The organism is Geodermatophilus normandii, assembly GCF_003182485.1.
Lineage (GTDB): Bacteria > Actinomycetota > Actinomycetes > Mycobacteriales > Geodermatophilaceae > Geodermatophilus > Geodermatophilus normandii.
Map to the genome: position 1 here is coordinate 2002579 of NZ_QGTX01000001.1, position 21838 is coordinate 2024416.

At 74.6% G+C, this 21838-nt stretch carries 20 protein-coding genes and 1 pseudogene; 17 read left to right on the plus strand and 4 right to left on the minus strand.

Annotated elements, in window-relative coordinates; translation table 11 throughout:
* Positions 1–10 precede the first annotated feature (10 nt).
* Positions 11–679 (plus strand): pentapeptide repeat-containing protein, encoded by a 669-nt coding sequence (locus tag JD79_RS09965; RefSeq protein ID WP_110007595.1) that lies wholly within the window; start codon positions 11–13, stop codon positions 677–679.
* A gap of 1 nt (position 680) precedes the next feature.
* Here the strand turns inward: JD79_RS09965 and JD79_RS09970 are convergent, their stop codons facing one another.
* A complete protein-coding gene (locus JD79_RS09970; RefSeq protein ID WP_245899983.1) occupies positions 681–1265 on the minus strand; it encodes a hypothetical protein in 585 nt (194 codons plus the stop codon).
* Positions 1266–1356: 91 nt separating this feature from the next.
* On the opposite strand from JD79_RS09970, the gene JD79_RS09975 reads away from it, so the two are divergent.
* From JD79_RS09975 to JD79_RS09995, 5 genes are all read left to right on the plus strand, one after another.
* On the plus strand, positions 1357–2226 hold the full coding sequence (locus JD79_RS09975) for a bifunctional methylenetetrahydrofolate dehydrogenase/methenyltetrahydrofolate cyclohydrolase (protein WP_110005380.1): 870 nt from the start codon (positions 1357–1359) through the stop codon (positions 2224–2226).
* On the plus strand, positions 2226–2525 hold the full coding sequence (locus JD79_RS09980) for a DUF3017 domain-containing protein (RefSeq protein ID WP_110005381.1): 300 nt from the start codon (positions 2226–2228) through the stop codon (positions 2523–2525). Before JD79_RS09975 ends, JD79_RS09980 begins: the two co-directional genes overlap by 1 nt.
* A 51-nt stretch (positions 2526–2576) precedes the next feature.
* Positions 2577–3530, plus strand: a complete 954-nt coding sequence (mdh, locus tag JD79_RS09985) for a malate dehydrogenase (protein WP_110005382.1) — start codon at positions 2577–2579, stop codon at positions 3528–3530.
* Positions 3531–3588: 58 nt separating this feature from the next.
* Positions 3589–4812 carry an NADP-dependent isocitrate dehydrogenase gene (locus JD79_RS09990; protein ID WP_245899984.1) on the plus strand — a complete coding sequence of 408 codons (1224 nt, stop codon included), beginning with the start codon at positions 3589–3591 and terminating at the stop codon, positions 4810–4812.
* Positions 4813–5001: 189 nt separating this feature from the next.
* Positions 5002–5880 (plus strand): hypothetical protein, encoded by an 879-nt coding sequence (locus tag JD79_RS09995; protein ID WP_110005384.1) that lies wholly within the window; start codon positions 5002–5004, stop codon positions 5878–5880.
* A gap of 4 nt (positions 5881–5884) precedes the next feature.
* Here JD79_RS09995 and JD79_RS23695 read toward each other — a convergent pair whose 3' ends face one another.
* Positions 5885–6988 (minus strand): CAP domain-containing protein, encoded by a 1104-nt coding sequence (locus JD79_RS23695; protein ID WP_245899985.1) that lies wholly within the window; start codon positions 6986–6988, stop codon positions 5885–5887.
* Between the two features lie 193 nt (positions 6989–7181).
* Here JD79_RS23695 and JD79_RS10005 point away from each other — a divergent pair, with 193 nt between their 5' ends.
* Positions 7182–8501: a hemolysin family protein gene (locus JD79_RS10005; protein ID WP_110005385.1), complete on the plus strand. Its 1320-nt coding sequence runs from the start codon at positions 7182–7184 to the stop codon at positions 8499–8501.
* A 21-nt stretch (positions 8502–8522) separates the two neighbouring features.
* On the opposite strand, the gene galE is transcribed toward JD79_RS10005, so the two are convergent.
* A complete protein-coding gene (gene galE, locus JD79_RS10010; RefSeq protein WP_110005386.1) occupies positions 8523–9479 on the minus strand; it encodes a UDP-glucose 4-epimerase GalE in 957 nt (318 codons plus the stop codon).
* Between the two features lie 39 nt (positions 9480–9518).
* Between galE and hisC the strand changes: the two genes are divergently transcribed.
* The 4 genes and pseudogenes from hisC to JD79_RS10030 form a co-directional block, all read left to right on the plus strand.
* Positions 9519–10667 carry a histidinol-phosphate transaminase gene (gene hisC, locus JD79_RS10015; RefSeq protein WP_110005387.1) on the plus strand — a complete coding sequence of 383 codons (1149 nt, stop codon included), beginning with the start codon at positions 9519–9521 and terminating at the stop codon, positions 10665–10667.
* A gap of 15 nt (positions 10668–10682) precedes the next feature.
* A complete protein-coding gene (gene trpS, locus JD79_RS10020) occupies positions 10683–11702 on the plus strand; it encodes a tryptophan--tRNA ligase (protein ID WP_110005388.1) in 1020 nt (339 codons plus the stop codon).
* Positions 11699–12271, plus strand: a complete 573-nt coding sequence (locus JD79_RS10025) for a 2'-5' RNA ligase family protein (protein ID WP_110005389.1) — start codon at positions 11699–11701, stop codon at positions 12269–12271. The genes trpS and JD79_RS10025 overlap by 4 nt, the downstream gene beginning before the upstream one ends.
* A 196-nt stretch (positions 12272–12467) precedes the next feature.
* Positions 12468–13154, plus strand: a pseudogene (locus tag JD79_RS10030) (YihY/virulence factor BrkB family protein); the annotation flags it as partial.
* A gap of 34 nt (positions 13155–13188) precedes the next feature.
* Here JD79_RS10030 and JD79_RS10035 read toward each other — a convergent pair.
* Entirely contained in the window at positions 13189–14493 is a 1305-nt protein-coding gene (locus JD79_RS10035) for a D-alanyl-D-alanine carboxypeptidase family protein (protein WP_110005390.1), read from the minus strand.
* Positions 14494–14741: 248 nt separating this feature from the next.
* On the opposite strand from JD79_RS10035, the gene JD79_RS10040 reads away from it, so the two are divergent.
* The 6 genes from JD79_RS10040 to JD79_RS10065 all read left to right on the plus strand — a co-directional run bounded on the left by JD79_RS10040 (position 14742) and on the right by JD79_RS10065 (position 21791).
* Entirely contained in the window at positions 14742–15809 is a 1068-nt protein-coding gene (locus JD79_RS10040) for a BMP family lipoprotein (RefSeq protein WP_245899986.1), read from the plus strand.
* Between the two features lie 234 nt (positions 15810–16043).
* On the plus strand, positions 16044–17612 hold the full coding sequence (locus JD79_RS10045; RefSeq protein WP_110005392.1) for an ABC transporter ATP-binding protein: 1569 nt from the start codon (positions 16044–16046) through the stop codon (positions 17610–17612).
* A gap of 17 nt (positions 17613–17629) precedes the next feature.
* On the plus strand, positions 17630–18820 hold the full coding sequence (locus tag JD79_RS10050) for an ABC transporter permease (protein WP_245899987.1): 1191 nt from the start codon (positions 17630–17632) through the stop codon (positions 18818–18820).
* Positions 18817–20094: an ABC transporter permease gene (locus JD79_RS10055; RefSeq protein ID WP_110005394.1), complete on the plus strand. Its 1278-nt coding sequence runs from the start codon at positions 18817–18819 to the stop codon at positions 20092–20094. Before JD79_RS10050 ends, JD79_RS10055 begins: the two co-directional genes overlap by 4 nt.
* Complete coding sequence (locus JD79_RS10060; RefSeq protein ID WP_110005395.1) at positions 20095–20511, plus strand: cytidine deaminase; 417 nt, start codon at positions 20095–20097, stop codon at positions 20509–20511.
* Positions 20511–21791, plus strand: coding sequence for a thymidine phosphorylase (locus tag JD79_RS10065; RefSeq protein WP_110005396.1), 1281 nt, complete (start codon positions 20511–20513; stop codon positions 21789–21791). The genes JD79_RS10060 and JD79_RS10065 overlap by 1 nt, the downstream gene beginning before the upstream one ends.
* Positions 21792–21838: the final 47 nt, after the last annotated feature.

Genomic DNA, 21838 nt, shown 5'->3' on the forward strand with positions numbered 1-21838 from the left:
GAGCAACCCCGTGCCCCCCACCCCTCGCGAGCCCGGCTCGGGCCCCTCCACGGGGTCCCGTCCGCACCTCCGCCCACCCGGGCCGGGGGAGGAGGTCGAGGACGTCGACCTCGCCCGCGTCGACTGGTGGGGCGCCGAGCTCGACGGCGTCACCTTCACCCGCTGCCGCTTCGACGACGCCGACCTCACCGAGGTGGTCACCCGGCGCTGCGTGTTCGACTCCTGCGTCCTCACCGGCGTGCGGATGGGCGGCTCACGGCACTCCGGCAGCGCGTTCCTGTCCTGCCGGTTCGACCGGGCGCGGCTGATCGACGTCGTCTGGGACGGCTGCAAGCTGACCGGCTCGCAGTTCCCCGGCGCCGTGCTGCGGCCGCTGACCAGCACCGACACCGACTGGAGCTGGACGTCGCTGCGCGGCGTGGACCTCTCGGGCAGCGACCTGTCCGGTCAGCGGTTCCGGGAGGCCGACCTGACCGACGCCGACCTGCGGGAGTGCGACCTCACCGGCGCCGACCTCGACCGGGTCCGCATGCAGGGCACGAAGCTGCGCGGCAGCGACCTGCGGGGCGCGGCCACCGAGGCGGTGCCGTGGCGGGCGCTCGAGCTCACCGGCGTCCGGCTCGACCTGGTCCAGGCCGTCCAGGTCGCCATGGCCCACGGCGCCCTCGTCGAGGGCTGACCTACCGGTAGCGGCGACCGGTCAGCAGGGCCTTGAGGGAGCCGAGCACCCCGAGCACGCCGACGGCGCAGGCGAACCAGAACCCGATCCCGAAGGCCGACGGCTGCCAGCCCTCCGCGGCCAGGGGCACGGCCACCGCGGCGACCGCCAGCGCGCTGACCAGCAGGGCGAGCAGGCCGAGGAGGCGGTGCGTCCGGGCGGGCAGCCACAGCAGGATGCCGAGCACGAACAGCACGCCGCCACCGAGGACGACGGCCGGCGGCTGCCACCACCCGGTGTCGAGCAGGCCGCTGAACCCGCCGCCGACCTCGTCGAGGCCCCGGCGGAGCAGGCGCCACCCGTTCTCGCCGTTCCCGGTCACCCAGCGCAACGCCAGGCTGACCGCCGCGGCGATGCCGGCCAGGATGAGCAGCAGCCCGCCCAGCGACTCCGGGCCGCGCACCGCCACCGGCCGGTCCGAGTAGTCCGGCCTCGTCGACGGGGACCCGCCCGGGGCGCCGTAGGCGCCCGTGCCCGCCGCGGACGCACCGGTCACGAGGTCGAGACCGGGCGCTGTCTGACGGGTCGACGGGTCGCGCTCGGTCATCAGCTCTCCTCGGGGGATCGGCCGTGCGGGGCTGCCCGCGAGGGTAGGGCCGCAGGGGTCGGCGCGGGGGCGCCTCCGGCACACTGTCGGGGTGCCCGCGACGATCCTGGACGGCAAGGCGACCGCAGCGACCATCCGCCGGGAGCTCACCGCCCGCGTCGCGGCGCTGACCGCCGCGGGGCACCGGCCGGGCCTGGGCACGCTGCTGGTCGGCGACGACCCCGGCAGCCGCTGGTACGTCAACGCCAAGCACTCCGACTGCGCCCAGGTCGGCATCGCCAGCATCCAGCGCGAGCTCCCGGCCACCGCCACGCTGGCCGACGTGCTCGCCGTCGTCGAGGAGCTCAACGCCGACCCCGCGTGCACCGGCTACATCGTCCAGCTGCCGCTGCCGCGCCAGGTCGACGAGTACGCCGTCCTCGAGGCGATGGACCCGGCCAAGGACGCCGACGGCCTGCACCCGGTCAACCTCGGCCGGCTGGTGCTCGGCGTCGACGGGCCGCTGCCCTGCACCCCGGTCGGGATCGTCGAGCTGCTGCGCCGCTACGACGTCCCGGTCGCCGGCGCCGAGGTCGTCGTCGTCGGCCGCGGGATCACCGTCGGCCGTCCGCTCGGGCTGCTGCTGACCCGCCGCACCGAGAACGCCACGGTGACCCTCTGCCACACCGGCACCCGCGACCTCGCCGCGCACGTCCGCGCCGCCGACGTCGTCGTCGCCGCGGCCGGCGTCCCGGGGCTGATCAGCGCCGACGTCGTCAAGCCGGGGGCCGCGGTCCTCGACGTCGGCGTCAGCCGGGTCGACGGCAAGATCGCCGGTGACGTCGCGAAGGACGTCGTCGACGTGGCCGGGCACGTGGCGCCCAACCCCGGCGGCGTCGGCCCGATGACCCGGGCGATGCTGCTGCAGAACGTGGTCCTGGCCGCCGAGCGGGCCGCGGCGGACGAGGTGCTCTCCGCCTGATGACCCGCCCGCCGCTCTACGTCCGCCGGCCGTTGCTGGCCGGGCTGCTGCGCCAGCTGCCGCTGGCCGCGGTGCTGGTCGCGGTCGCGGTCGGGCTCGGGATGGTCGCCGTCGAGCACTGGCGGCGCGGGCTGCTCGTGGTCGGGCTGGCGCTGGTGGGCGCGGGACTGCTGCGGCTGGTCCTGCCCGTGCGCCGGGTCGGCTTCCTCGCCGTCCGCAGCCGGCCGGTCGACGTCGTCCTCATGGCGGGGGCGGGCGTGGCGCTGTCGGCGCTGACCCTCGTCGTGCCGGGCAGTTGAGCGCACCGGCCCGCGGGCGGCGGACCGGGTGCCGGGTCTAGGTTGACGCCCATGGCAGAGCAGCCCAGGAACGGCAAGGTCACCGTCGTCGGTGCCGGCTTCTACGGCTCCACCACCGCCCTCCGGCTCGCGGAGTACGACGTCTTCGAGACCGTCGTCCTCACCGACATCGTCGAGGGCAAGCCCGAGGGCCTGGCCCTCGACATGAACCAGTCACGCCCGATCGAGGGCTTCGAGACGAGGGTCGTCGGCGTCGGCGGCGGCTCGTACGAGGGCACCGAGGGGTCCGACGTCGTCGTGATCACCGCCGGCCTGCCCCGCAAGCCCGGCATGAGCCGGATGGACCTGATCGAGACCAACGCGGGGATCGTGCGCCAGGTCGCCGAGAACGTCGCGGCCACCTCGCCCGACGCCGTGGTCATCGTGGTGTCCAACCCGCTCGACGAGATGACGGCCCTGGCGCAGATCGCCACCGGCTTCCCGAAGCAGCGGGTGATGGGCCAGGCCGGGATGCTCGACACCGCCCGGTTCAGCAACAACGTCGCCGAGGAGCTCGGCGTCCCGGTGGGCTCGGTGCGGACCCTGACCCTCGGCTCGCACGGCGACACGATGGTGCCGGTGCCCTCGCGCTGCACCGTCGACGGCAAGCCGCTGGCCGACGTGATGGCGGCCGACCGCATCGAGCACCTGGTGCAGCGCACCCGCAACGGCGGGGCCGAGGTGGTCGCGCTGCTCAAGACCGGGTCGGCGTACTACGCGCCGTCGGCGGCCGCGGCCCGCATGGCCCGCGCCGTCATGGAGGACTCCGGCGCCGTCATGCCCGTGTGCGCGTGGGTCGACGGCGAGTACGGCATCTCGGGGGTCTACCTCGGCGTCGAGGCCGAGATCGGACGCCAGGGTGTGCGCCGGGTGGTCGAGGGGGACCTCACCGAGAGCGAACTGGCCGGGCTGCGCGAGGCGGCGGAGGCCGTGCGCGCCAAGCAGGCCGACGTCGCGGAGCTGTAGTCCTCGGCACCGTGACCGACCGACTCCCGGCCCGACGGGCCGGGGCTGCAGAGAGGGAATGTCTGACGTGAGCAAGATCAAGGTCGAGGGCACCGTCGTCGAACTCGACGGCGACGAGATGACCCGGATCATCTGGCAGTTCATCAAGGACCAGCTGATCCTGCCGTACCTCGACGTCAACCTGGAGTACTACGACCTGGGCATCGAGCACCGCGACGCCACCGACGACCAGGTCACCGTCGACTCCGCGAACGCGATCAAGAAGCACGGCGTGGGCGTCAAGTGCGCCACCATCACGCCGGACGAGGCGCGGGTGGAGGAGTTCGGCCTCAAGAAGATGTGGCGCTCGCCGAACGGCACCATCCGCAACATCCTCGGCGGTGTCATCTTCCGCGAGCCGATCATCATGCAGAACGTGCCGCGGCTGGTGCCGGGCTGGACCAAGCCGATCATCGTCGGCCGTCACGCCTTCGGTGACCAGTACCGCGCCACCGACTTCCGCTTCCCCGGCGAGGGCACCCTGACGGTGACCTTCACGCCCAAGGACGGCTCCGCGCCGATCGAGCACGAGGTCTTCCAGGCGCCGGGCGCCGGCGTCGCCCTGGCCATGTACAACCTCGACGACTCCATCCGCGACTTCGCGCGCGCCTCGCTCAACTACGGCCTCGCGCGGAACTACCCGGTGTACCTGTCGACGAAGAACACGATCCTCAAGGCCTACGACGGCCGGTTCAAGGACCTGTTCGCCGAGGTCTTCGAGGCCGAGTTCAAGGACCAGTTCGAGCAGGCCGGCATCACCTACGAGCACCGGCTCATCGACGACATGGTCGCCGCGTCCCTCAAGTGGGAGGGCGGCTACGTCTGGGCGTGCAAGAACTACGACGGCGACGTCCAGTCCGACACCGTGGCGCAGGGCTTCGGCTCGCTGGGCCTCATGACCTCGGTGCTGGCCACCCCGGACGGCCGCACGGTCGAGGCCGAGGCCGCCCACGGCACGGTGACCCGTCACTACCGGCAGCACCAGCAGGGCAAGGAGACGTCGACCAACCCGATCGCGTCCATCTTCGCCTGGACCCGGGGCCTCGCCCACCGCGGCAAGCTCGACGGCACCCCCGAGGTCACCCGGTTCGCCGAGACCCTCGAGAAGGTCTGCATCGACACCGTCGAGGGCGGTCAGATGACCAAGGACCTCGCGCTGCTGATCAGCAAGGACCAGCCGTGGCTGACCACCCAGGACTTCCTGGCGGCCATCGACGGCAACCTGCAGAAGGCCATGGCCTGACGCCGACGTTCCGCTGCGGCCCCCTCGCCCCCGGGTGAGGGGGCCGCTGGCGTCCGGGGCGGTGGTACCGGCGGCGCGACTGCGGGGAACTCGTCGTCCGGCACACGTCGTGGACGACGACTTCCGGGCAGTTGCAGGGGCTGTGGACGGCGCGAGCACGACGGGGCCCGGTCGCGGCAGGCTCGCCCGGTGCCTCCGCCCCGGCGACCTGCCGTCCTCCGCGGTCGCGTCTTCCGTGCCCGGGACGTCCTCGCTGCCGGGCTGCTGAGCCCGTCGGCCCTGCGCAGCAGCGCCTGGCGCCGGCTGTACCGCGGCGTCTACGCCGATGCCGAGCTACCCGACGACCCGGACCTCCGGATCAGCGGCGCGTGCCTGCTCGTGCCTGCCGCGGCCGTGTTCAGCGGCCGGACGGCGGCCCACCTGCACGGCGCGACGGAGCTCGCCGACGCGGCGACGCCGGTGGAGGTGTCGGTGCCTCCCGGCGTGCGCTTCGGGCCGATCGCCGGACTGCGGGTCCGCCGGACGGTGCTCCCGTCCTCCGACGTCACCGTCGCGGGCCGCCGGCCCTGCACCACGGGGACGCGCACGGCCCTCGACATCGCCCGGACCGAGCCGCTGGTGGAGGCGGTGGCGGCACTCGACGTCCTGCTCGCCCGCGGGGTGGTCGACCGTGCGGGGCTCCGTCGGTCGCTCGACGCGATGCCGTCCCCGCGGGGCGCTCGGCGGGCGGCACGGGCGGTCGTGCTGGCCGACCCACGCGCCGAGTCGCTGCCCGAGTCGCGGGTGCGCGTGGTGCTCGCGTGCGCCGGGCTCGACGCCGTTCCCCAGTACACCGTGCGCGACGCCGACGGCGGCTTCGTCGCCCGGGTGGACCTGGCCTTCCCCGAGTACCGCCTGGCCGTGGAGTACGACGGGGTGTGGCACGGGTCGCCGGGTCAGCTGGGGCGTGACCGCCGGCGCCTCAACCGGCTGACCGCCTCGGGCTGGCGGGTCGTGTTCGTGACCGCTGCCGACCTGCGGGACCCCGACGCTCTGGTCGCCCGGGTCACCGCGGCCCTCGGCCGGTGAGGGGTCAGCCGAAGAGCTGGGTCCACCAGGGGCCGTTCGAGCCCTCGGCCACGCCGACGCCGAGCTTCGTCAGCGAGCAGTCGAGGATGTTCGCCCGGTGCCCGGCGCTGTCCATCCAGGCGGCCATGACGGCGGCGGGGTCGGCCCGGCCGCGGGCGATGTTCTCCGCCCGCGCGTAGCCGACGCCGGCCGCGCGCGCCCGGTCGAAGGGGCCGACCCCCTCGGGGGTGGTGTGCGAGAAGTAGCCGCGGTCGCGCATGTCGGCGCTGTGCGCCCGCGCCACCCCCGCCAGCGCGGCGTCGGCGACGACCGGCGCGCACCCGGCCGCGGCGCGCTCCTGGTTGACCAGCGACAGCACCGCGCCCTCCGCCGAGGGGGCCGGGGTGGCGGCCGTGCCGGCCAGCGGCGCGGGAGCGGTCTGCGACGGCGAGGAGCTCGGCGTCTGCGTGGTGGCCCCGGCCGAGGACGCCTCCGCGGCGGACGACGACGCGCTCCCGCCCGCACTCGGCGCCGGAGCGGACGACCCGGGCACCGCCGACGAGGTGCCCGCCGACGACGGCGTGGTCGAGGACCCCGCCGGCGACGGAGCGGAGGAGCCCGCGGACGTGGAGCCCGGCGCGGAGGAGCCCGGCGCGGAGGAGCCCGGGACCGTGGTGCCCGGGACCGCGCTGCTCCCCGGCGCCGTGGTGCCCGACCCGGTACTCCCCGGCCCGGTGCTCCCCGGGGCGGGAGCGCCCGGCTCGGTGGTACCGGGAGCGGTCGTGTCCGGGGCGGTCGTGTCCGGGGCGGTCGTGTCCGGGGCGGTGCCGCCGGGCGTCGTCCCGGGGGCAACCGGGACGCCGTCCACGCCCATCGTCACCACGCCGGTGCGCTCGGCGTCCGCCCGGACGTCGTCCGCGGTCGAGGTCGACGAGGACTCGGCGGTCGCGAGTGAGCCCCGCCCGGCCGCCATCAGCGGGACCAGGAGGGCGGTGCCCCCGACGGCCAGGACGACCAGCAGGACGGGCAGCAGGCGGCGGACGCGGCCCCGGCGCAGGGGGCGGGAGAGCAGCCGGATGCCGCCCGTGAGGCGGGCGGACGGCGGCGGGGAAGACCGACGGTGGCGCACGAGGGGACGTCCTCACGGACTCGACAACAACGGAGCGTGACTTCGTCGAGACTAGCCGTAGCCAGAGTTCGCTCGCGAGGGTGACGTGAGCGACGTCACAAAAGACACCGGCGACTGCCCGGGGTCGGGCGCGGCGAGCGGGCCGGGCAGCATGGAGGCGCCCACCACCCCCGGAGCGAGGAGCACGCCGCCGGTGAGCGACGTCTGGCTCGACATCGTCATGGTCGTCGTCTTCGTGCTGGTCGGCGGGGTCTTCGCCGGTGCCGAGATCGCGCTGGTGTCCCTCCGCGAGGCCCAGGTCCGGGTGCTGTCGGAGCGCGGCGGCCGTGGGCGCGCCCTGGCCCGCCTGCTCGGCGACCCCAACCGGTTCCTCGCCGCGGTGCAGGTCGGCGTCACGCTGGCCGGCTTCCTGTCCGCCGCGTTCGGCGCGAGCACGCTGGCCGAGCCGTTCAGCGACTGGCTGGTCGGCCGGGGCCTGGGGGAGGGGGTCGCCGACCCGCTGGCCCTCGTCCTGGTCACCGTCGCGATCAGCTACCTGTCGCTGGTCGTGGGGGAGCTGACCCCCAAGCGGCTCGCCCTGCAGCGCGCCGAGGGCTTCTCCCTGCTCGTCGCCCGGCCGCTGGACACCATCGCGCGGCTGTCCCGCCCGGTGATCTGGCTGCTGTCGGCGTCCACCAACGTGCTGGTGCGCCTGCTCGGCGGCGACCCGAGGGCCGGCGGCGAGGCGATCAGCCAGGAGGAGCTGCGCGACCTGGTCGCCGCCCACGAGTCGCTGAGCACCGACGAGCGCCGGCTCATCGACGAGGTGTTCCGCGCCGGCGACCGCGAGGTGCGGGAGGTCATGACGCCGCGCACCGAGGTCGAGTTCCTCGACGCGTCGACGACGGTCAGCCGCGCGGGCCGCCAGCTCGCGGAGTCCGGCCACTCCCGCTACCCGGTCACCGGGCGCGACCAGGACGACGTCGTCGGGTTCGTCCACGTGCGGGACCTGCTGCTGCCCACCCACCCCGCGGGCCGCGCGGCGACCGTCGGCGACCTGGCCCGCGAGGTGAAGCGGCTGCCCGGCACCGCGGGCGTCCTCACCGCGCTGTCGGAGATGCGCCGGGAGAACCAGCACCTGGCGGTCGTCGTCGACGAGTACGGCGGCACCGACGGCATCGTGACGCTCGAGGACCTCATCGAGGAGGTCATCGGCGAGATCTACGACGAGTACGACGAGGACGTCACCCCCGAGGGCGCCGAGGAGCCCGGCGGGCCGCACGAGGTCGACGGGCTGCTCAACCTCGACGACTTCGCCCAGGTGACCGGCCTGCGGCTGCCCGAGGGTCCGTACGAGACGGTCGCCGGCTACGTGCTCGCCGAGCTCGGCCGACTGCCGGTGGTCGGCGACGCCGTGGTGGCCGAGGGGCGCACGCTCACCGTCCTCGAGCTCGACGGCCGGCGGATCGCCCGGCTCTCGGTCACCCCGGCTCCCGACCCGGCGCCGGCCGGGGAGGACGCCCCGGCCGGCTGAGCGTCACCCGCGGGACGCCGGTCAGCCCCGCTTCTGCGCGACCTCCCACGCGTCGCGCACGATCCCGGCCATGTCGGTGTGCCGCGGGCTCCAGCCGAGATCGGCACGGATCCGGTCGCTGGAGGCCACCAGCTGCGCCGGGTCGCCGGCCCGCCGCTCGCCGACCTGCACCGGCACCGGGTGGCCGGTCACCTCGCGGACGGCGTCGACGACCTGCTGCACCGAGAACCCGGTGCCGTTGCCCAGGTTGTAGATGCGGTGCTCACCGGGCTCCGGCGCCGTCAGCGCGAGCAGGTGCGCGTCGGCGAGGTCGGAGACGTGGATGTAGTCGCGGATGCAGGTGCCGTCCGGCGTCGGGTAGTCCTCGCCGTAGACCGTCATCGCCTCGCGCGTACCGGCCGCCACCTGCAGGGCGATCGGGATGAGGTGGGTCTCGGTCGTGTGCCGCTCGCCCAGGCCGTACGCGGCGCCGGCCACGTTGAAGTAGCGCAGGCTCACCGCGGCGAAGTCGTACGCCGTGGCGTACGAGGTCAGCATCGCGTCGACGGCGAGCTTCGTGGCGCCGTAGGTGTTGGTCGGCTTCGTCTGCGCGTCCTCGCGGATCGGCACCTGCTCCGGCTCGCCGTAGGTGGCGGCGGTGGAGGAGAAGACGATCCGCCGGCAGTCGACCGCCCGCATGGCCTCCAGCAGCGCCAGCGACCCGCCGACGTTGTGCTCCCAGTAGATCTCCGGCTTGACCTGCGACTCGCCCACCAGGCTCTTCGCCGCGAAGTGCAGCACCGCCTCGGGCCGCACCTCGGCCAGCACCGGCGCCGACCCCTGCAGCGTGGCCTGGACGAACCGGGCGCCCTCGGGCACCGCGTCGGCGTGCCCGGTCGACAGGTCGTCGAGCACGGTGACCTCGTGGCCGCCCTCGAGGAGGGCGGCGGTGACTACGCTGCCGATGTAGCCGGCCCCACCGGCGACGAGTACGCGCATGGGGCCACCCTAGGAGCAGTCGCCCGGGAGGACCTGTCCGTGGTCAGCGCACGTCCGGCGGTGCAGGCGCTGCCGGCCTACCGGCCGGGCCGCAACCCCGCCGACCTCGCCCGCGAGCTCGGGGTCGAGCGGGCCGTGAAGCTGGCCAGCAACGAGGTGCCGTTCCCGCCGCTGCCGGCCGTCGTCCGGGCGCTGTCGGCGACGGCCGGGCAGACCCACCGCTACCCCGACAACGGCGCCGCCGTCCTCACCGCCGCGCTGGCCGAGCGCTACGGCGTCGACCCGGCGCAGGTGGTCCCGGGGTGCGGCGCGGTCATGCTCTGCCAGCAACTGGCCCAGTCCTTCAACGACCCCGGGACGGCGATCGCCTTCGCCTGGCGCTCGTTCGAGATGTACCCGCTGCTCGCACAGGTGGCCGGCGCCCGCAGCCTGCAGGTGCCACTGGTGCCGTCGCTCCCCGGCGGCAGCCCCGACACCCACGACCTCGACGCCCTGGCCGCCGCGGTCGACGACGCCACCCGGCTGCTGTTCGTCTGCAACCCGAACAACCCCACGTCGACGGCGGTGCGCCGGGCGGAGCTGGAGCGCTTCCTCGACCGGGTGCCCGAGACCGTGCTCGTCGTGCTCGACGAGGCCTACCGCGAGTTCGTCACCGACCCCGACGTCCCCGACGGCCTGGAGCTCATGCGCGGGCGGCCGAACGTCGCGGTGCTGCGGACGTTCTCCAAGGCGTGGGGGCTGGCCGGCCTGCGGGTGGGTTACCTGGTGGCGGAGGACCCCGCGGTCGCCGACGCCGTCCGCCGCACCCACGTGCCGTTCAGCGTCTCGGTGCTCGCCCAGGCCGCCGCGGTCGCCGCCCTGGCCAGCGAGGAGGAGGTCGGCCGCCGGGTGGCCGCCGTCGTCGCCGAGCGCGACCGGCTCACCGCGGCGCTGCGCGGGCGCGGCCTGGAGGTGCCCGACAGCCAGGCCAACTTCGTGTGGCTGCCGCTGGGCGAGCCGACCGCCGGCGTCGCGGCGGCGCTGGAGGCCCGCGGCGTCATCACCCGGCCCTTCGCCGGCGAGGGCATCCGGGTCACCGTCGGCACGCCCGAGGAGGACGACGTCTTCCTCGCCGCGCTCGACGAGGTCGTCCCCGGCGCGTCCGGCACGACGGACCACGACGTGCGCCCCGGCGCGCCGGTCGGCTAGCCCGCGGCTGGTTTGATGGCCGTCGTGCCTCTTCCCCGTGTCCTCTCCGGCATCCAGCCGACGGCGGGCTCCTTCCACCTCGGCAACTACCTCGGTGCGCTGCGGCAGTGGGTCGCCCTGCAGGACACCGCCGAGGCGTTCTACTGCGTCGTCGACCAGCACGCGATCACGATGGACTGGGACCCGGAGGAGCTGCGCCGGAACACCCTCGTCTCGGCGGCCCAGCTGCTGGCCCTCGGGGTGGACCCGCAGCGCAGCTCGCTGTTCGTGCAGAGCCACGTCCCCGAGCACGTCCAGCTGTCCTGGGTGCTCGAGTGCCTCGCCCGCTTCGGGGAGGCCAGCCGCATGACGCAGTTCAAGGACAAGAGCCAGCGCGAGGGCGCCGGCGGGTCGTCGGTGGGGCTGTTCACCTACCCGGTGCTGCAGGCCGCCGACATCCTCGTCTACCAGGCCGACGAGGTGCCGGTGGGCGAGGACCAGCGCCAGCACCTCGAGCTCACCCGCGACCTCGCCACCCGGTTCAACGGCCGCTTCGGCGACACGTTCACCGTCCCCGCCGCCCGGATCCCGCAGGGCGCGGCGAAGATCCTCGACCTGCAGTCGCCCGAGAAGAAGATGAGCAAGAGCCTGCCGCCGGCCGGCTGCGTGTTCCTGCTCGACGACCCCAGGGTGACGGCGAAGAAGATCCGCTCGGCGGTCACCGACACCGGCCGCGAGGTGGTGGCCGACCCGGTGGGGAAGCCGGGCGTCACCAACCTGCTGGCCATCCACAGCGCGCTGTCGGGACGGTCGGTGACCGAGCTCGAGGAGCACTTCGCCGGTCGCGGTTACGGCGACCTCAAGAAGGAGCTCGCCGAGGTCGTCCTCGAGTTCGTCACCCCGGTCCGCGCGCGCACGCAGGAGCTGCTCGACGACCGCGCCGAGCTCGAGCGGCTGCTGGCGTCCGGCGCCGCGCGCGCCCGCGAGGTCGCCGGGCAGACCGTCCGCACGGCCTACGAGCGGGTCGGCTTCCTCCCACCGGTGACGGTCCCGTGAACGACGACACCTTCGTCCCCCGCAGCCGGACGGCGCCGCCGCAGACCTCCGTCGTCGGGGTCCTGGTGCCGGTGCCCGAGCCGTGGGCGCAGCTGCTGGTCGACTGGCGGTCGAAGGTGGGCGACCCGCAGGCCACCCTGGTGCCGCCGCACGTCACGCTCCTGCCGCCCACCGAGGTGCCCTGCGCCGACCGGGCCGGCATCACCGAGCACCTGACCCGGGTCGCCGCCAGCCACCCGCCCTTCGACATGCACCTGTCGGGCACCGGCACGTTCATGCCGGTCTCCGACGTCGTCTTCGTCGCCGTCGCGCGGGGGATCGGCAACTGCGAGCTGCTGGCCACCGACGTCCGGTCCGGCCCGCTGGCCCGCACCCTGTCCTTCCCGTACCACCCGCACGTGACCGTGGCCCACGACGTGCCGCGCGACATGCTCGAGCTGGCCTACACCGGCCTGGGCGACCTGTCCGCCGAGTTCCGGGTCACCTCCTTCACCGAGTTCGAGCAGACGCCCGCCGGCACCTGGGCGGTCGCCCGCGAGTACCCGCTCACGGGGCCGCCGCACCGCTGACTTCGCGCGGTACGCACCCGCAGGGACCAGACTCGGAGCGGTGGGTGCACCGAGGGACGTCCGCACGGCGTGGACCCGCATCGCCGGTGTCGGCACCCGGGTCACCGCCGTCGTGGACGCCCGGCGCCGCCGGTGGCCGTGGTTCGACCACCTGGCGCGGGCCGGGGGCCGCTACACGCGCACGCAGGGCGACCTCATGGCCGCCGGGGTCACGTACTTCGTCTTCCTCGGGCTCTTCCCCGTGCTGCTGCTCGTCGCCTCGGTCATCGCGCTGGTCCTCTCCGGTGACGCGCTGCTGCAGAAGGAGCTCTACACGGCCATCCGCGAGACGTTCCCCGGCTCGACGGGCCGGCAGATCGTCGAGGAGCTGCGCTCGACGGTCGGCGCGGCCGGCCTCACCGGCCTGATCGGTGCCGCCGGCTTCCTCTACGCCGGGCTGCGCGCGATGGACAAGCTCCGCATCGGCATGGAGCGCACGTGGAAGGGGACCGTCGACGAGCCGGAGTTCTGGAAGGACAACCTCGCCGACGTCGTCGCGCTGGTCGCCCTCGGCGCCGCCGGCCTGGCCAGCATCGGGCTGACCGGGTTCGCCACCCAGGCGACCGCGGGGGTGCTGACGGTCTTCGGCGTCCAGGACGCGCCCGGCTGGGCGGTCCTCAGCAACGTGCTCGGCATCGTGGTGGCCTTCGCCGGCGACGTCGTCGTCTTCCTGTGGCTGCTGCGGGTGGTGCCCTCGATCTCCCACCCGCTGCGCAGGCTGCTGCCCGGCGCCCTGTTCGGCGCGGCCGGCTTCGAGGTGATGAAGCTGCTGGGCAGCCTCTACCTGTCGCTCATCTCCGGCAGCGTGACCTCGTCCGCGTTCGGCGGCGCCGTCGGCATCCTGGTGTGGATCAACCTGGTCATCCGCTTCGCCTTCTTCACCGCCGCGTGGACGGCGACCCTCCCGGCCCTGCAGCCGGCGGTCCCCGCCGCCCCGGAGGAGGAGCCCCCGGTGCCGGCCGCGTCCGGCGCCGCCCCGGCCGCATCGCCCGCCGCCGGCCGATGAGGGTCGCGGCCACCACCGCGACCGCCGCCGCGCCGAGCGCGACCGCCCCGAGGACCGGCGGGCCGCCCGAGGCCGGGGAGGACGGCGCGGGCGGCCCGGCGGCCACGTCGGCGGGACCGGCGGGGGAGGGGACGGCGCTCGGCGTCGCGGGCGTCACGTCGGCGGCGGAGGCGACCAGCGTGCCCACCCCGCCCAGCGACGGGGGGACGCCGAAGCCCCAGTCGAGCAGCAGCGCGGCCTGGTCGGCGGCGCGCAGCGGCACGTTCTCGGTGGCCATGACGCTGACGACGAGCCGCCGGCCCCCGCGCTCGGCGGCCGCGACGAAGGTGTGCCGGGCGGCGTCGGTGAACCCCGTCTTGCCGCCCAGGACACCGGGGTAGCCGGCCAGCGGGTTCTGGTTCTGGATCTGGAAGCCGGTGGAGCGGCCCTCGACACCGGGCATCTCCGCGGTCGGCGTGGCCAGGATCCCCGCGGTCAGCGGATCGGCGGCCAGCGCGCGGAAGAACAGCGCGAGGTCGTAGGGCGAGGAGGACTGCCCGGCGACGTCGAGACCCGACGGCGTCCCCGCGACCGTGTCGAAGGCGCCCATCTCCAGCGCGGTGGCGTTCATCGCCTGCACCGTGGCCTGCGTGCCGCCGAAGGCCCGGGCGAGCGCGTTCGCGGCGTCGTTGCCCGACTGCAGCACCAGCGCCTGGAACAGCAGCGACACCGGATACCGGCCGCCGGTGACCATCCCGACCCGGCTGCCCTCCATCTGCTCGTCCTCGGCGGTGCCCTCGACGACCAGCGCGGGGTCGAGGCGGTGGGCCAGGGTGAGCAGCGTCAGCGTCTTGAGCGTGCTGGCCGGGTAGTAGCGGCCGTGCGGGTCGCGGGCGGCCAGCACGTCGCCGGTGCCGGCGTCGGCCACCAGCCAGCCGGCCGCGACGACCCCGTCGGGCACCGGCGGGGCGCCGTCGACGACGACCGTGCCCCGGGTGTCCAGGCCCTCGCCCCCCACGGTCACCCCACCGGGTCCGGAGCCCTGCGGCGGACCGCCGGGCAGCGGGGCGGTCGGGGTCGGGGCGGCGAGGTCGACCGTCGGCCGCGCGGGGTCGGGGGCAGCCACCGCCGGGCCGCCCCCCAGGAGGACGGCCAGCGCGGCCAGGACGGCCGCGAGCGCACCCCGTCGTCGCCGCACGCGGGGACGCTAGCCCCGGCGGCACCACCGGCGGCGACCGGAGGCAGTGGCGGGGGCCACGGATCCGGGGCCGCTTCACAACGATCCCGTCTCGGTCCGCCGCAGGCATGGCGGCCTGCCCGGAGGGCGCGGTTAGCGTGCCGGGGTCGTCCACGTCCGGGCGGGCGCCTCCGGGCGGCCGCGACCAGGACCCACGGGAGCGCCCTCCGTGTCCGTGCGGGGCAGCTCCCTCCAGAGAGGAGATCGTCTTGCGCCGAGCGCGGAAGATGAAGGCCGCAGCGCTGCTGCTGGCCGGCAGCATGGCCCTCGCGGCCTGCGCCAGTGACGAGCCCGCCGCCGGCGGCGGCGGGGGCGAGGGTGGCGGCACCGCCACCGAGGAGCTGCGCGTCGGCCTCGCCTACGACACCGGCGGCCGCGGTGACCGGTCGTTCAACGACTCGGCCTACGCCGGTGCGTCGGCGGCCGTCGAGGCCCTCGACGGCGAGCTGCAGGAGCTCAGCCCCAACGACGACGCCTCCAACCGCGCCGAGCTGCTCACCCAGCTGGCCGAGCAGGGCTTCAACCCGGTCATCGCCGTCGGCTTCAACTACGACGACGTCATCGCCGAGGTCGCGCCGCAGTTCCCCGACACCACGTTCGCGCAGGTCGACGGGTCCAACGAGGACGGCGCCAAGGGCGACAACGTCACCGGGCTGGTCTTCGCCGAGGAGCAGGGGTCGTTCCTGGCCGGCGTCGCCGCCGCGCTGAAGAGCGAGAGCGCCCACATCGGCTTCGTCGGCGGCGTGGAGAGCCCGCTGATCGAGAAGTTCGAGGCCGGCTTCGTGGCCGGTGCGCAGGCGGTCAACCCGCAGATCGTCATCGACCGCCAGTACATCTCGCCGGCCGGTGACTTCAGCGGCTTCAACGACCCGGCCCGCGGCCAGATCGTCGCCCAGGGCATGTACGACGCCGGGGCCGACATCGTCTACCACGCGGCCGGTGGCTCGGGCATCGGCGTCTTCCAGGCCGCCGCGAGCGCCGGCAAGCGGGCCATCGGCGTCGACTCCGACCAGTACCAGACGGTCGACGACCCGGCGCTGCAGGCCGTGATCATGACCTCGATGCTCAAGCGGGTCGACAACGCGGTGGAGGCCTTCATCAACGAGTTCTCCGAGGGCACCGTGGAGGGTGCCGCCGACGTCCGCTACGACCTGGAGGGCGAGGGCGTGGGCCTGTCCACGTCGGGCGGCTACATCGACGACATCCAGCAGGACATCGACGGATACGCGCAGCAGATCATCGACGGCACCATCACGGTCCCGACGACGATCGAGTGACCCTCGTGCGGGTCTCCCCGCACGACTGATCCACCCTGCGACGCGGGCCCGGGCGGCAGACGCCCGGGCCCGCGCTGCACCGGTGCCGCCCCAGGCGCGGACGGAGCCCGGCGGGTAGGGCACCATACGCACGGCCCCCGGGCCCGGAGCCCGGCGCAGCGGCGGATCCCGCGCGCCGGCGCCGTCCGAAGTGACCTCCCGCCCACCGGCGGGCCACAGCGAGGAGATGCCGGCATGGCACCAGCGGACTCGCCAGCAGACAGTCCGGCGGCGGGCGACGTCCCCCTCGCCGTCGAGCTGCGCGGGATCACCAAGCGCTTCCCCGGCGTGGTGGCGAACCGGGACATCGAACTGCGGGTCCGTCGTGGCGAGGTGCACGCCATCGTGGGCGAGAACGGCGCCGGCAAGTCGACGCTGATGAAGACGCTCTACGGCGAGCACCGCCCCGACGAGGGCCAGGTCCTCGTCGACGGCCGCGAGGTCGCCTTCCGCAGCCCGGCCGACGCCATCGCGGCGGGCATCGGCATGGTCCACCAGCACTTCATGCTGGCCGACAACTTCACCGTCCTGGAGAACGTCGTCCTCGGCAGCGAGCCCACCCGGCGCGGCCGGCTGGACCTCGCCGAGGCGCGCCGTCGGATCACCGACATCTCCGACCGCTACTCCCTCGGACTGCGGCCCGACGCGCTGGTCGAGGACCTCGGCGTCGGGGACCGGCAGCGGGTCGAGATCGCCAAGGTCCTCTACCGCAACGCGCGGACGCTGATCCTCGACGAGCCGACCGCCGTGCTCGTGCCGCAGGAGGTCGACGAGCTGTTCGCCAACCTCGCCGAGCTCAAGCGCGAGGGCCTGACGGTCATCTTCATCTCGCACAAGCTCGACGAGGTGCGCCGTGTCGCCGACTCGATCACGGTCATCCGGCGCGGCACCACGGTCGGCACGGCCGACCCGAGGACGACGACGGCCAAGCAGCTGGCCGAGCTGATGGTCGGCGCCGAGCTGCCGACCCCGGAGACCCGCGAGTCCACCGTCCGCGCCACGCCCGTGCTGCAGCTGGCCGGCGTCACGGTCACCGACGTGGGGCGGCGCCCCGTGGTGGACGACGTGACGCTCACCGTGCGGGAGGGCGAGGTCGTCGGCATCGCCGGTGTCGAGGGCAACGGCCAGGCCGAGCTCGTCGACGCGATCATGGGGCTGCGCCCGCTGGCTGCCGGGTCGGTCGTCCTCGGGACCGAGGACGTCACCGGGTGGAGCACCCGCGCCCGCCGGGAGGCCGGTGTCGGCTTCATCCCCGAGGACCGGCACCGCCAGGGCATGCTGCTGGACGCGCCGCTCTGGGAGAACCGCATCCTCGGCCACCAGACCCGCCCGCCGGCCGTGAAGGGCCCGTTCATCGACCGCCGCGGCGCCCGGGCCGACACCGCGCGGATCATGCGGGAGTACGACGTCCGCGCCCCCGGTCCGGACACGCTCGCCGTCGCCCTCTCCGGCGGCAACCAGCAGAAGCTCATCGTCGGACGCGAGATGAGCGCTTCACCGCGGCTGCTGATCGCCGCCCACCCGACCCGCGGCGTCGACGTCGGCGCCCAGTCGGTGATCTGGGAGCTGCTCAAGGACGCGCGCGCGGAGGGACTCGGGATCGTGCTCATCTCCGCCGACCTCGACGAGCTCATCGGCCTGTCGGACACGCTGCACGTCATGCTCCGCGGGCGGCTGGTGGCCACCCTCGACCCGCGGCGGGTGACCCCCGAGGAACTCGGCGGGCACATGACCGGCGCGCGGACGACGGCGGGTGCGGCGTGAACGGCGTCCTCCGTCGGGTGGGGCTCTCCCTGCTGGGCCCGGTGCTCGCCGTCCTGGTGGCCCTGGTCATCTCCGCGGTGGTCATCGCCCTCATCGGCCAGGACCCGTTCGAGGCGTTCGGGGTGATGGTCGACCTCGGCACCACCCCGTCGCAGCAGGTGCAGTCGATCGTCGTGATCCTCAACCGGGCGGTGCCGCTGTTCCTCGCCGGCCTCGCCGTCGCGGTCGCGTTCCGGATGGGCCTGTTCAACATCGGCGTCGAGGGTCAGTACCGGCTGGCCACCATCCTGGCCGCCGCGGTCGGCGCAGCCGTCGTGCTGCCCGGCCCGCTGCACGTGCTGCTCGTCGTGGTCGTCGCGATGGTGGTCGGGGCGCTGTGGGCCGGCATCGTCGGCGTGCTCAAGGTGACCCGCGGCGTCAGCGAGGTCATCAGCTCGATCATGCTGAACTTCATCGCGCTGGGCCTGGCGTCGTTCCTGCTGACCGGCCCGCTGCGGGGCAGCCCGCCGGGCGCCTCCATCATCACGACCGCGGAGATCCCCGAGTCCGGCCGCTTCCCGAGCCTCAACGGGCTGCTCACCGGGCTGGGCCTGGCCGCGCCGCGCAGCGGTCTCTACGGCTTCCTGCTGGTCGCGATCGTGGTCGGGGTCGTGGTCGCCGTGCTGATCAAGCGGACCCGCTTCGGGTTCGACCTGCGCGCCACCGGCCTGTCGCCCTCCGCGGCCACCGCCAGCGGCGTCGACGCCCGGCGCATGGTCGTGAAGACCATGCTGATCTCCGGCGCGATCGCCGGCCTGATCGGCCTGCCCGACCTGCTCGGGTCGCAGTACGACTACGGCACCGAGTTCACCGCCGGCCTCGGCTTCCTCGGCATCGCCGTCGCCCTGCTGGGCCGCAGCACGCCGGTGGGGATCGCGCTGGCCGCGCTGCTGTTCGCCTTCCTCGACCGGGCGGCCCTGCCCCTGCAGTTCGCCGACATCCCGTCCTCGGTCGTCACGATCATCCAGGGCACGATCGTGCTCGCCGTCGTGATCGCGAACGAGATCGCCCGGCGGCTGGCACTGCGCTCGGCCGAGCGGGCCGGCGCCTCGGCCGGTCCGGGGCCGGACGGCGGCGGGGACGGCGCAGCGTCACCGCCTCCCGGCCCGGACGGCGGGCAGCAGGTCCGCACCGGTGTGCCCGGGGACCAGCAGGGAGCACGAGCATGAGCACGACGGCGCCGACCCGTACCGGTCAGCCCAGCCGCGGCCCGCTGACCGACCTGCTGACCGGCGGCGGCCGGGCCCGGCGGGTGCTGTGGGTGCTCGTCGGCCTGTGGGTGCTGTTCTCGCTGGTCCGGGTCGTCTCGGGCGAGCAGGAGCTCACCTCGTCCTCGACGCTCCGGGCCGCGCTGCTGCTCGCCGTCCCCATCGGACTGGCGGCGCTGGGCGGGCTGTGGTCGGAGCGCGCGGGCGTGGTGAACATCGGCCTCGAGGGGATGATGATCCTCGGCACCTGGGGCGCGGGCTGGGCCGGCTACCAGTGGGGCTGGGCCGGCGCGGTCATCGGTGGCGTGGTCTTCGGCGCGGCCGGCGGTCTGCTGCACGCGATCGCCACGGTGACGTTCGGCGTCGACCACGTGGTCTCCGGCGTCGCGATCAACATCCTCGCCGAGGGCGTGGTCCGCTTCCTCTCCGAGCTGCTGTTCAACGAGGACACCGGCGGCGGCCCGACGCAGTCGCCGTCCCTGGGCAGCGACCCGCCGTCCTTCTCGCTGCCGGTGCTGTCCTCGGGACCGGACCTGCTCGGTGACCTGGAACGGCAGCACTGGTTCCTCGTCAGTGACCTGGCCGGGCTGCTGCGCGGGCTGACCAGCGGCGTGGGGCTGCTCACCCTGCTCGCCGTGCTGCTGGTCCCGGTCTCCTACCTGCTGCTGTGGCGGACGGCCTTCGGCCTGCGGCTGCGCTCGTGCGGCGAGAACCCGGCGGCCGCGGACTCCCTGGGCGTGCCGGTCTACCGGCTGAAGTACCTCGCCGTGGTCGTCTCCGGCGCGCTCGCCGGTCTCGGCGGCGTCTTCCTGGTGTTCGTCGCGGGCATCTACCGGGAGGGTCAGACCGGCGGCCGCGGGTTCATCGGCCTGGCCGCCCTGATCTTCGGCAACTGGCGTCCCGGCGGCCTGGCGGCCGGGGCGGGCCTGTTCGGGTTCGCCGACGCCCTGCAACTGCGCAGCCAGACCGCGGTGGTGGCGCTGCTGCTGCTCATCGCCGTCCTCCTCGCCGTCCTGGCGGTCGTGCAGGCCCGGCGCGGGAGGTGGCTGGTCGCCGGGATCGCCGGGGTCTTCGCCGCCGCCTCGCTGGTCGGGTTCCTGACCATCGACCGGCTGCCCGAGGGGATCGTCTTCTTCACCCCGCACCTGACCACGCTGCTGGTGCTGTCGCTGGCGTCCCAACGGCTGCGGATGCCCAAGGCCGACGGGCTCGTCTACCGGAGAGGAGAGCACTAGATGGCGGACGTCGACTGGGACGCGCTGCGCGGCGCGGCCCGGGAGGCCATGACGCACGCCTACGCGCCGTACTCGCGGTTCCCCGTGGGCGTGGCCGGGCTGGTCGACGACGGCCGGGTGGTCACCGGCTGCAACGTCGAGAACGCCAGCTACGGCCTGGGCCTGTGCGCCGAGTGCGGGATGGTCAGCGACCTGGCCCGCACCGGCGGCGGCCGGCTGGTCGCGGTGGCCTGCGTCGGCGGCGACGGGCAGCCGCTGATGCCGTGCGGCCGCTGCCGCCAGCTGCTGTGGGAGCACGGCGGCGCCGAGATGCTCATCGAGACGGTGTCGCTGGGCATCGTGCCGATGCGCGAGGTGCTGCCCGACGCCTTCGGCCCCGACGACCTGGTCGCCGCGGCGGAGCGGGGGCAGGGCTGATGGCCGCGTTCGACGCCATCGACGTGCTGCGCGCCAAGCGCGACGGCGACCGGCTCACCGACGAGCAGATCCGCTGGGTGATCGGCGCCTACACCGACGGCACGATCCCCGACGAGCAGATGAGCGCGCTGCTCATGGCCGTGTTCTTCCGGGGCATGTCCGCCGGCGAGCTCTCGGTGTGGACGCAGGCGATGATCGACTCCGGCGAGCGGAAGGACCTCTCCCCGCTGGGCCGGCCGACCGCCGACAAGCACTCCACCGGCGGCGTCGGCGACAAGACCACCCTGCCGCTCGCGCCGCTGGTCGCCGCCTGCGGCGTCGCGGTGCCGCAGCTGTCGGGCCGGGGCCTGGGCCACACCGGCGGCACGCTGGACAAGCTCGAGGCCATCCCCGGCTGGCGGGCCGACGTGCACGAGGAGGCCTACCTGCGGCAGCTGGCCGAGGTCGGCGCGGTGATCTGCGCGGCCGGCCACGACCTCGCGCCGGCGGACAAGAAGCTCTACGCGCTGCGCGACGTCACCGCGACGGTCGAGTCGATCCCGTTGATCGCCAGCTCGATCATGAGCAAGAAGATCGCCGAGGGCGCCGACGCGCTGGTGCTCGACGTCAAGACCGGGTCCGGGGCGTTCATGAAGGACCCCGAGTCCTCCCGGGAGCTGGCCCGCACGATGGTCGGCCTCGGTGGGGCGGCCGGCGTCAACACGGTGGCGCTGGTGACCGCGATGGACCGCCCGCTCGGCCGCGCCGCCGGCAACGCCGTCGAGGTGGCCGAGTCGGTGGAGGTGCTCGCCGGGGGCGGCCCGGCCGACGTCGTCGAGCTCACGCTGGCCCTGGCCCGGGAGATGCTCACCGGCGCCGGGCGCCCCGACGTCGACCCCGCCGACGCGCTGCGCGACGGCCGGGCGATGGACGTCTGGCGCCGGATGATCACCGCGCAGGGCGGGGACCCGGACGCGCCGCTGCCGCGGCCGGCCGAGCGGCACGTGGTGACCGCCCCCGCCACCGGCACGCTGACCCGCCTGGACGCCTACGCCCTCGGCGTCGCCGCCTGGCGGCTCGGCGCCGGCCGGGCCCGCAAGGAGGACCCGGTCTCGGCCGCGGCCGGCGTCACCTGGACGGCGACCGTGGGGGAGCAGGTGACCGAGGGGCAGCCCCTGCTGGAGCTGCACACCGACGACGCCGCCCGCATCCCGCGGGCGCTGGAGGCGCTGGAGGGCGCGGTCGGCATCGACACCGGTGACGAGCCGCTGCCGCTGCTGCTGGACCGCATCTCGGCCTGAGGGAGGCGGTCGGCGCCGCTCCGCAACCGGGGAGCACACTGGACCCT

What these genes read in the sequence shown, in the direction of transcription:
- JD79_RS09980 (WP_110005381.1), top strand. Translation starts at nt 2,226, where the DNA reads ATGACCCGCCCGCCGCTCTACGTCCGCCGGCCGTTGCTGGCCGGGCTG.
- JD79_RS10060 (WP_110005395.1), top strand. Translation starts at nt 20,095, where the DNA reads ATGGCGGACGTCGACTGGGACGCGCTGCGCGGCGCGGCCCGGGAGGCC.
- JD79_RS09990 (WP_245899984.1), top strand. Translation starts at nt 3,589, where the DNA reads ATGTCTGACGTGAGCAAGATCAAGGTCGAGGGCACCGTCGTCGAACTC.
- JD79_RS10045 (WP_110005392.1), top strand. Translation starts at nt 16,044, where the DNA reads ATGGCACCAGCGGACTCGCCAGCAGACAGTCCGGCGGCGGGCGACGTC.
- JD79_RS10065 (WP_110005396.1), top strand. Translation starts at nt 20,511, where the DNA reads ATGGCCGCGTTCGACGCCATCGACGTGCTGCGCGCCAAGCGCGACGGC.
- mdh (WP_110005382.1), top strand. Translation starts at nt 2,577, where the DNA reads ATGGCAGAGCAGCCCAGGAACGGCAAGGTCACCGTCGTCGGTGCCGGC.
- trpS (WP_110005388.1), top strand. Translation starts at nt 10,683, where the DNA reads ATGGCCGTCGTGCCTCTTCCCCGTGTCCTCTCCGGCATCCAGCCGACG.
- galE (WP_110005386.1), bottom strand. Translation starts at nt 9,479, where the DNA reads ATGCGCGTACTCGTCGCCGGTGGGGCCGGCTACATCGGCAGCGTAGTC.
- JD79_RS09970 (WP_245899983.1), bottom strand. Translation starts at nt 1,265, where the DNA reads ATGACCGAGCGCGACCCGTCGACCCGTCAGACAGCGCCCGGTCTCGAC.
- JD79_RS10055 (WP_110005394.1), top strand. Translation starts at nt 18,817, where the DNA reads ATGAGCACGACGGCGCCGACCCGTACCGGTCAGCCCAGCCGCGGCCCG.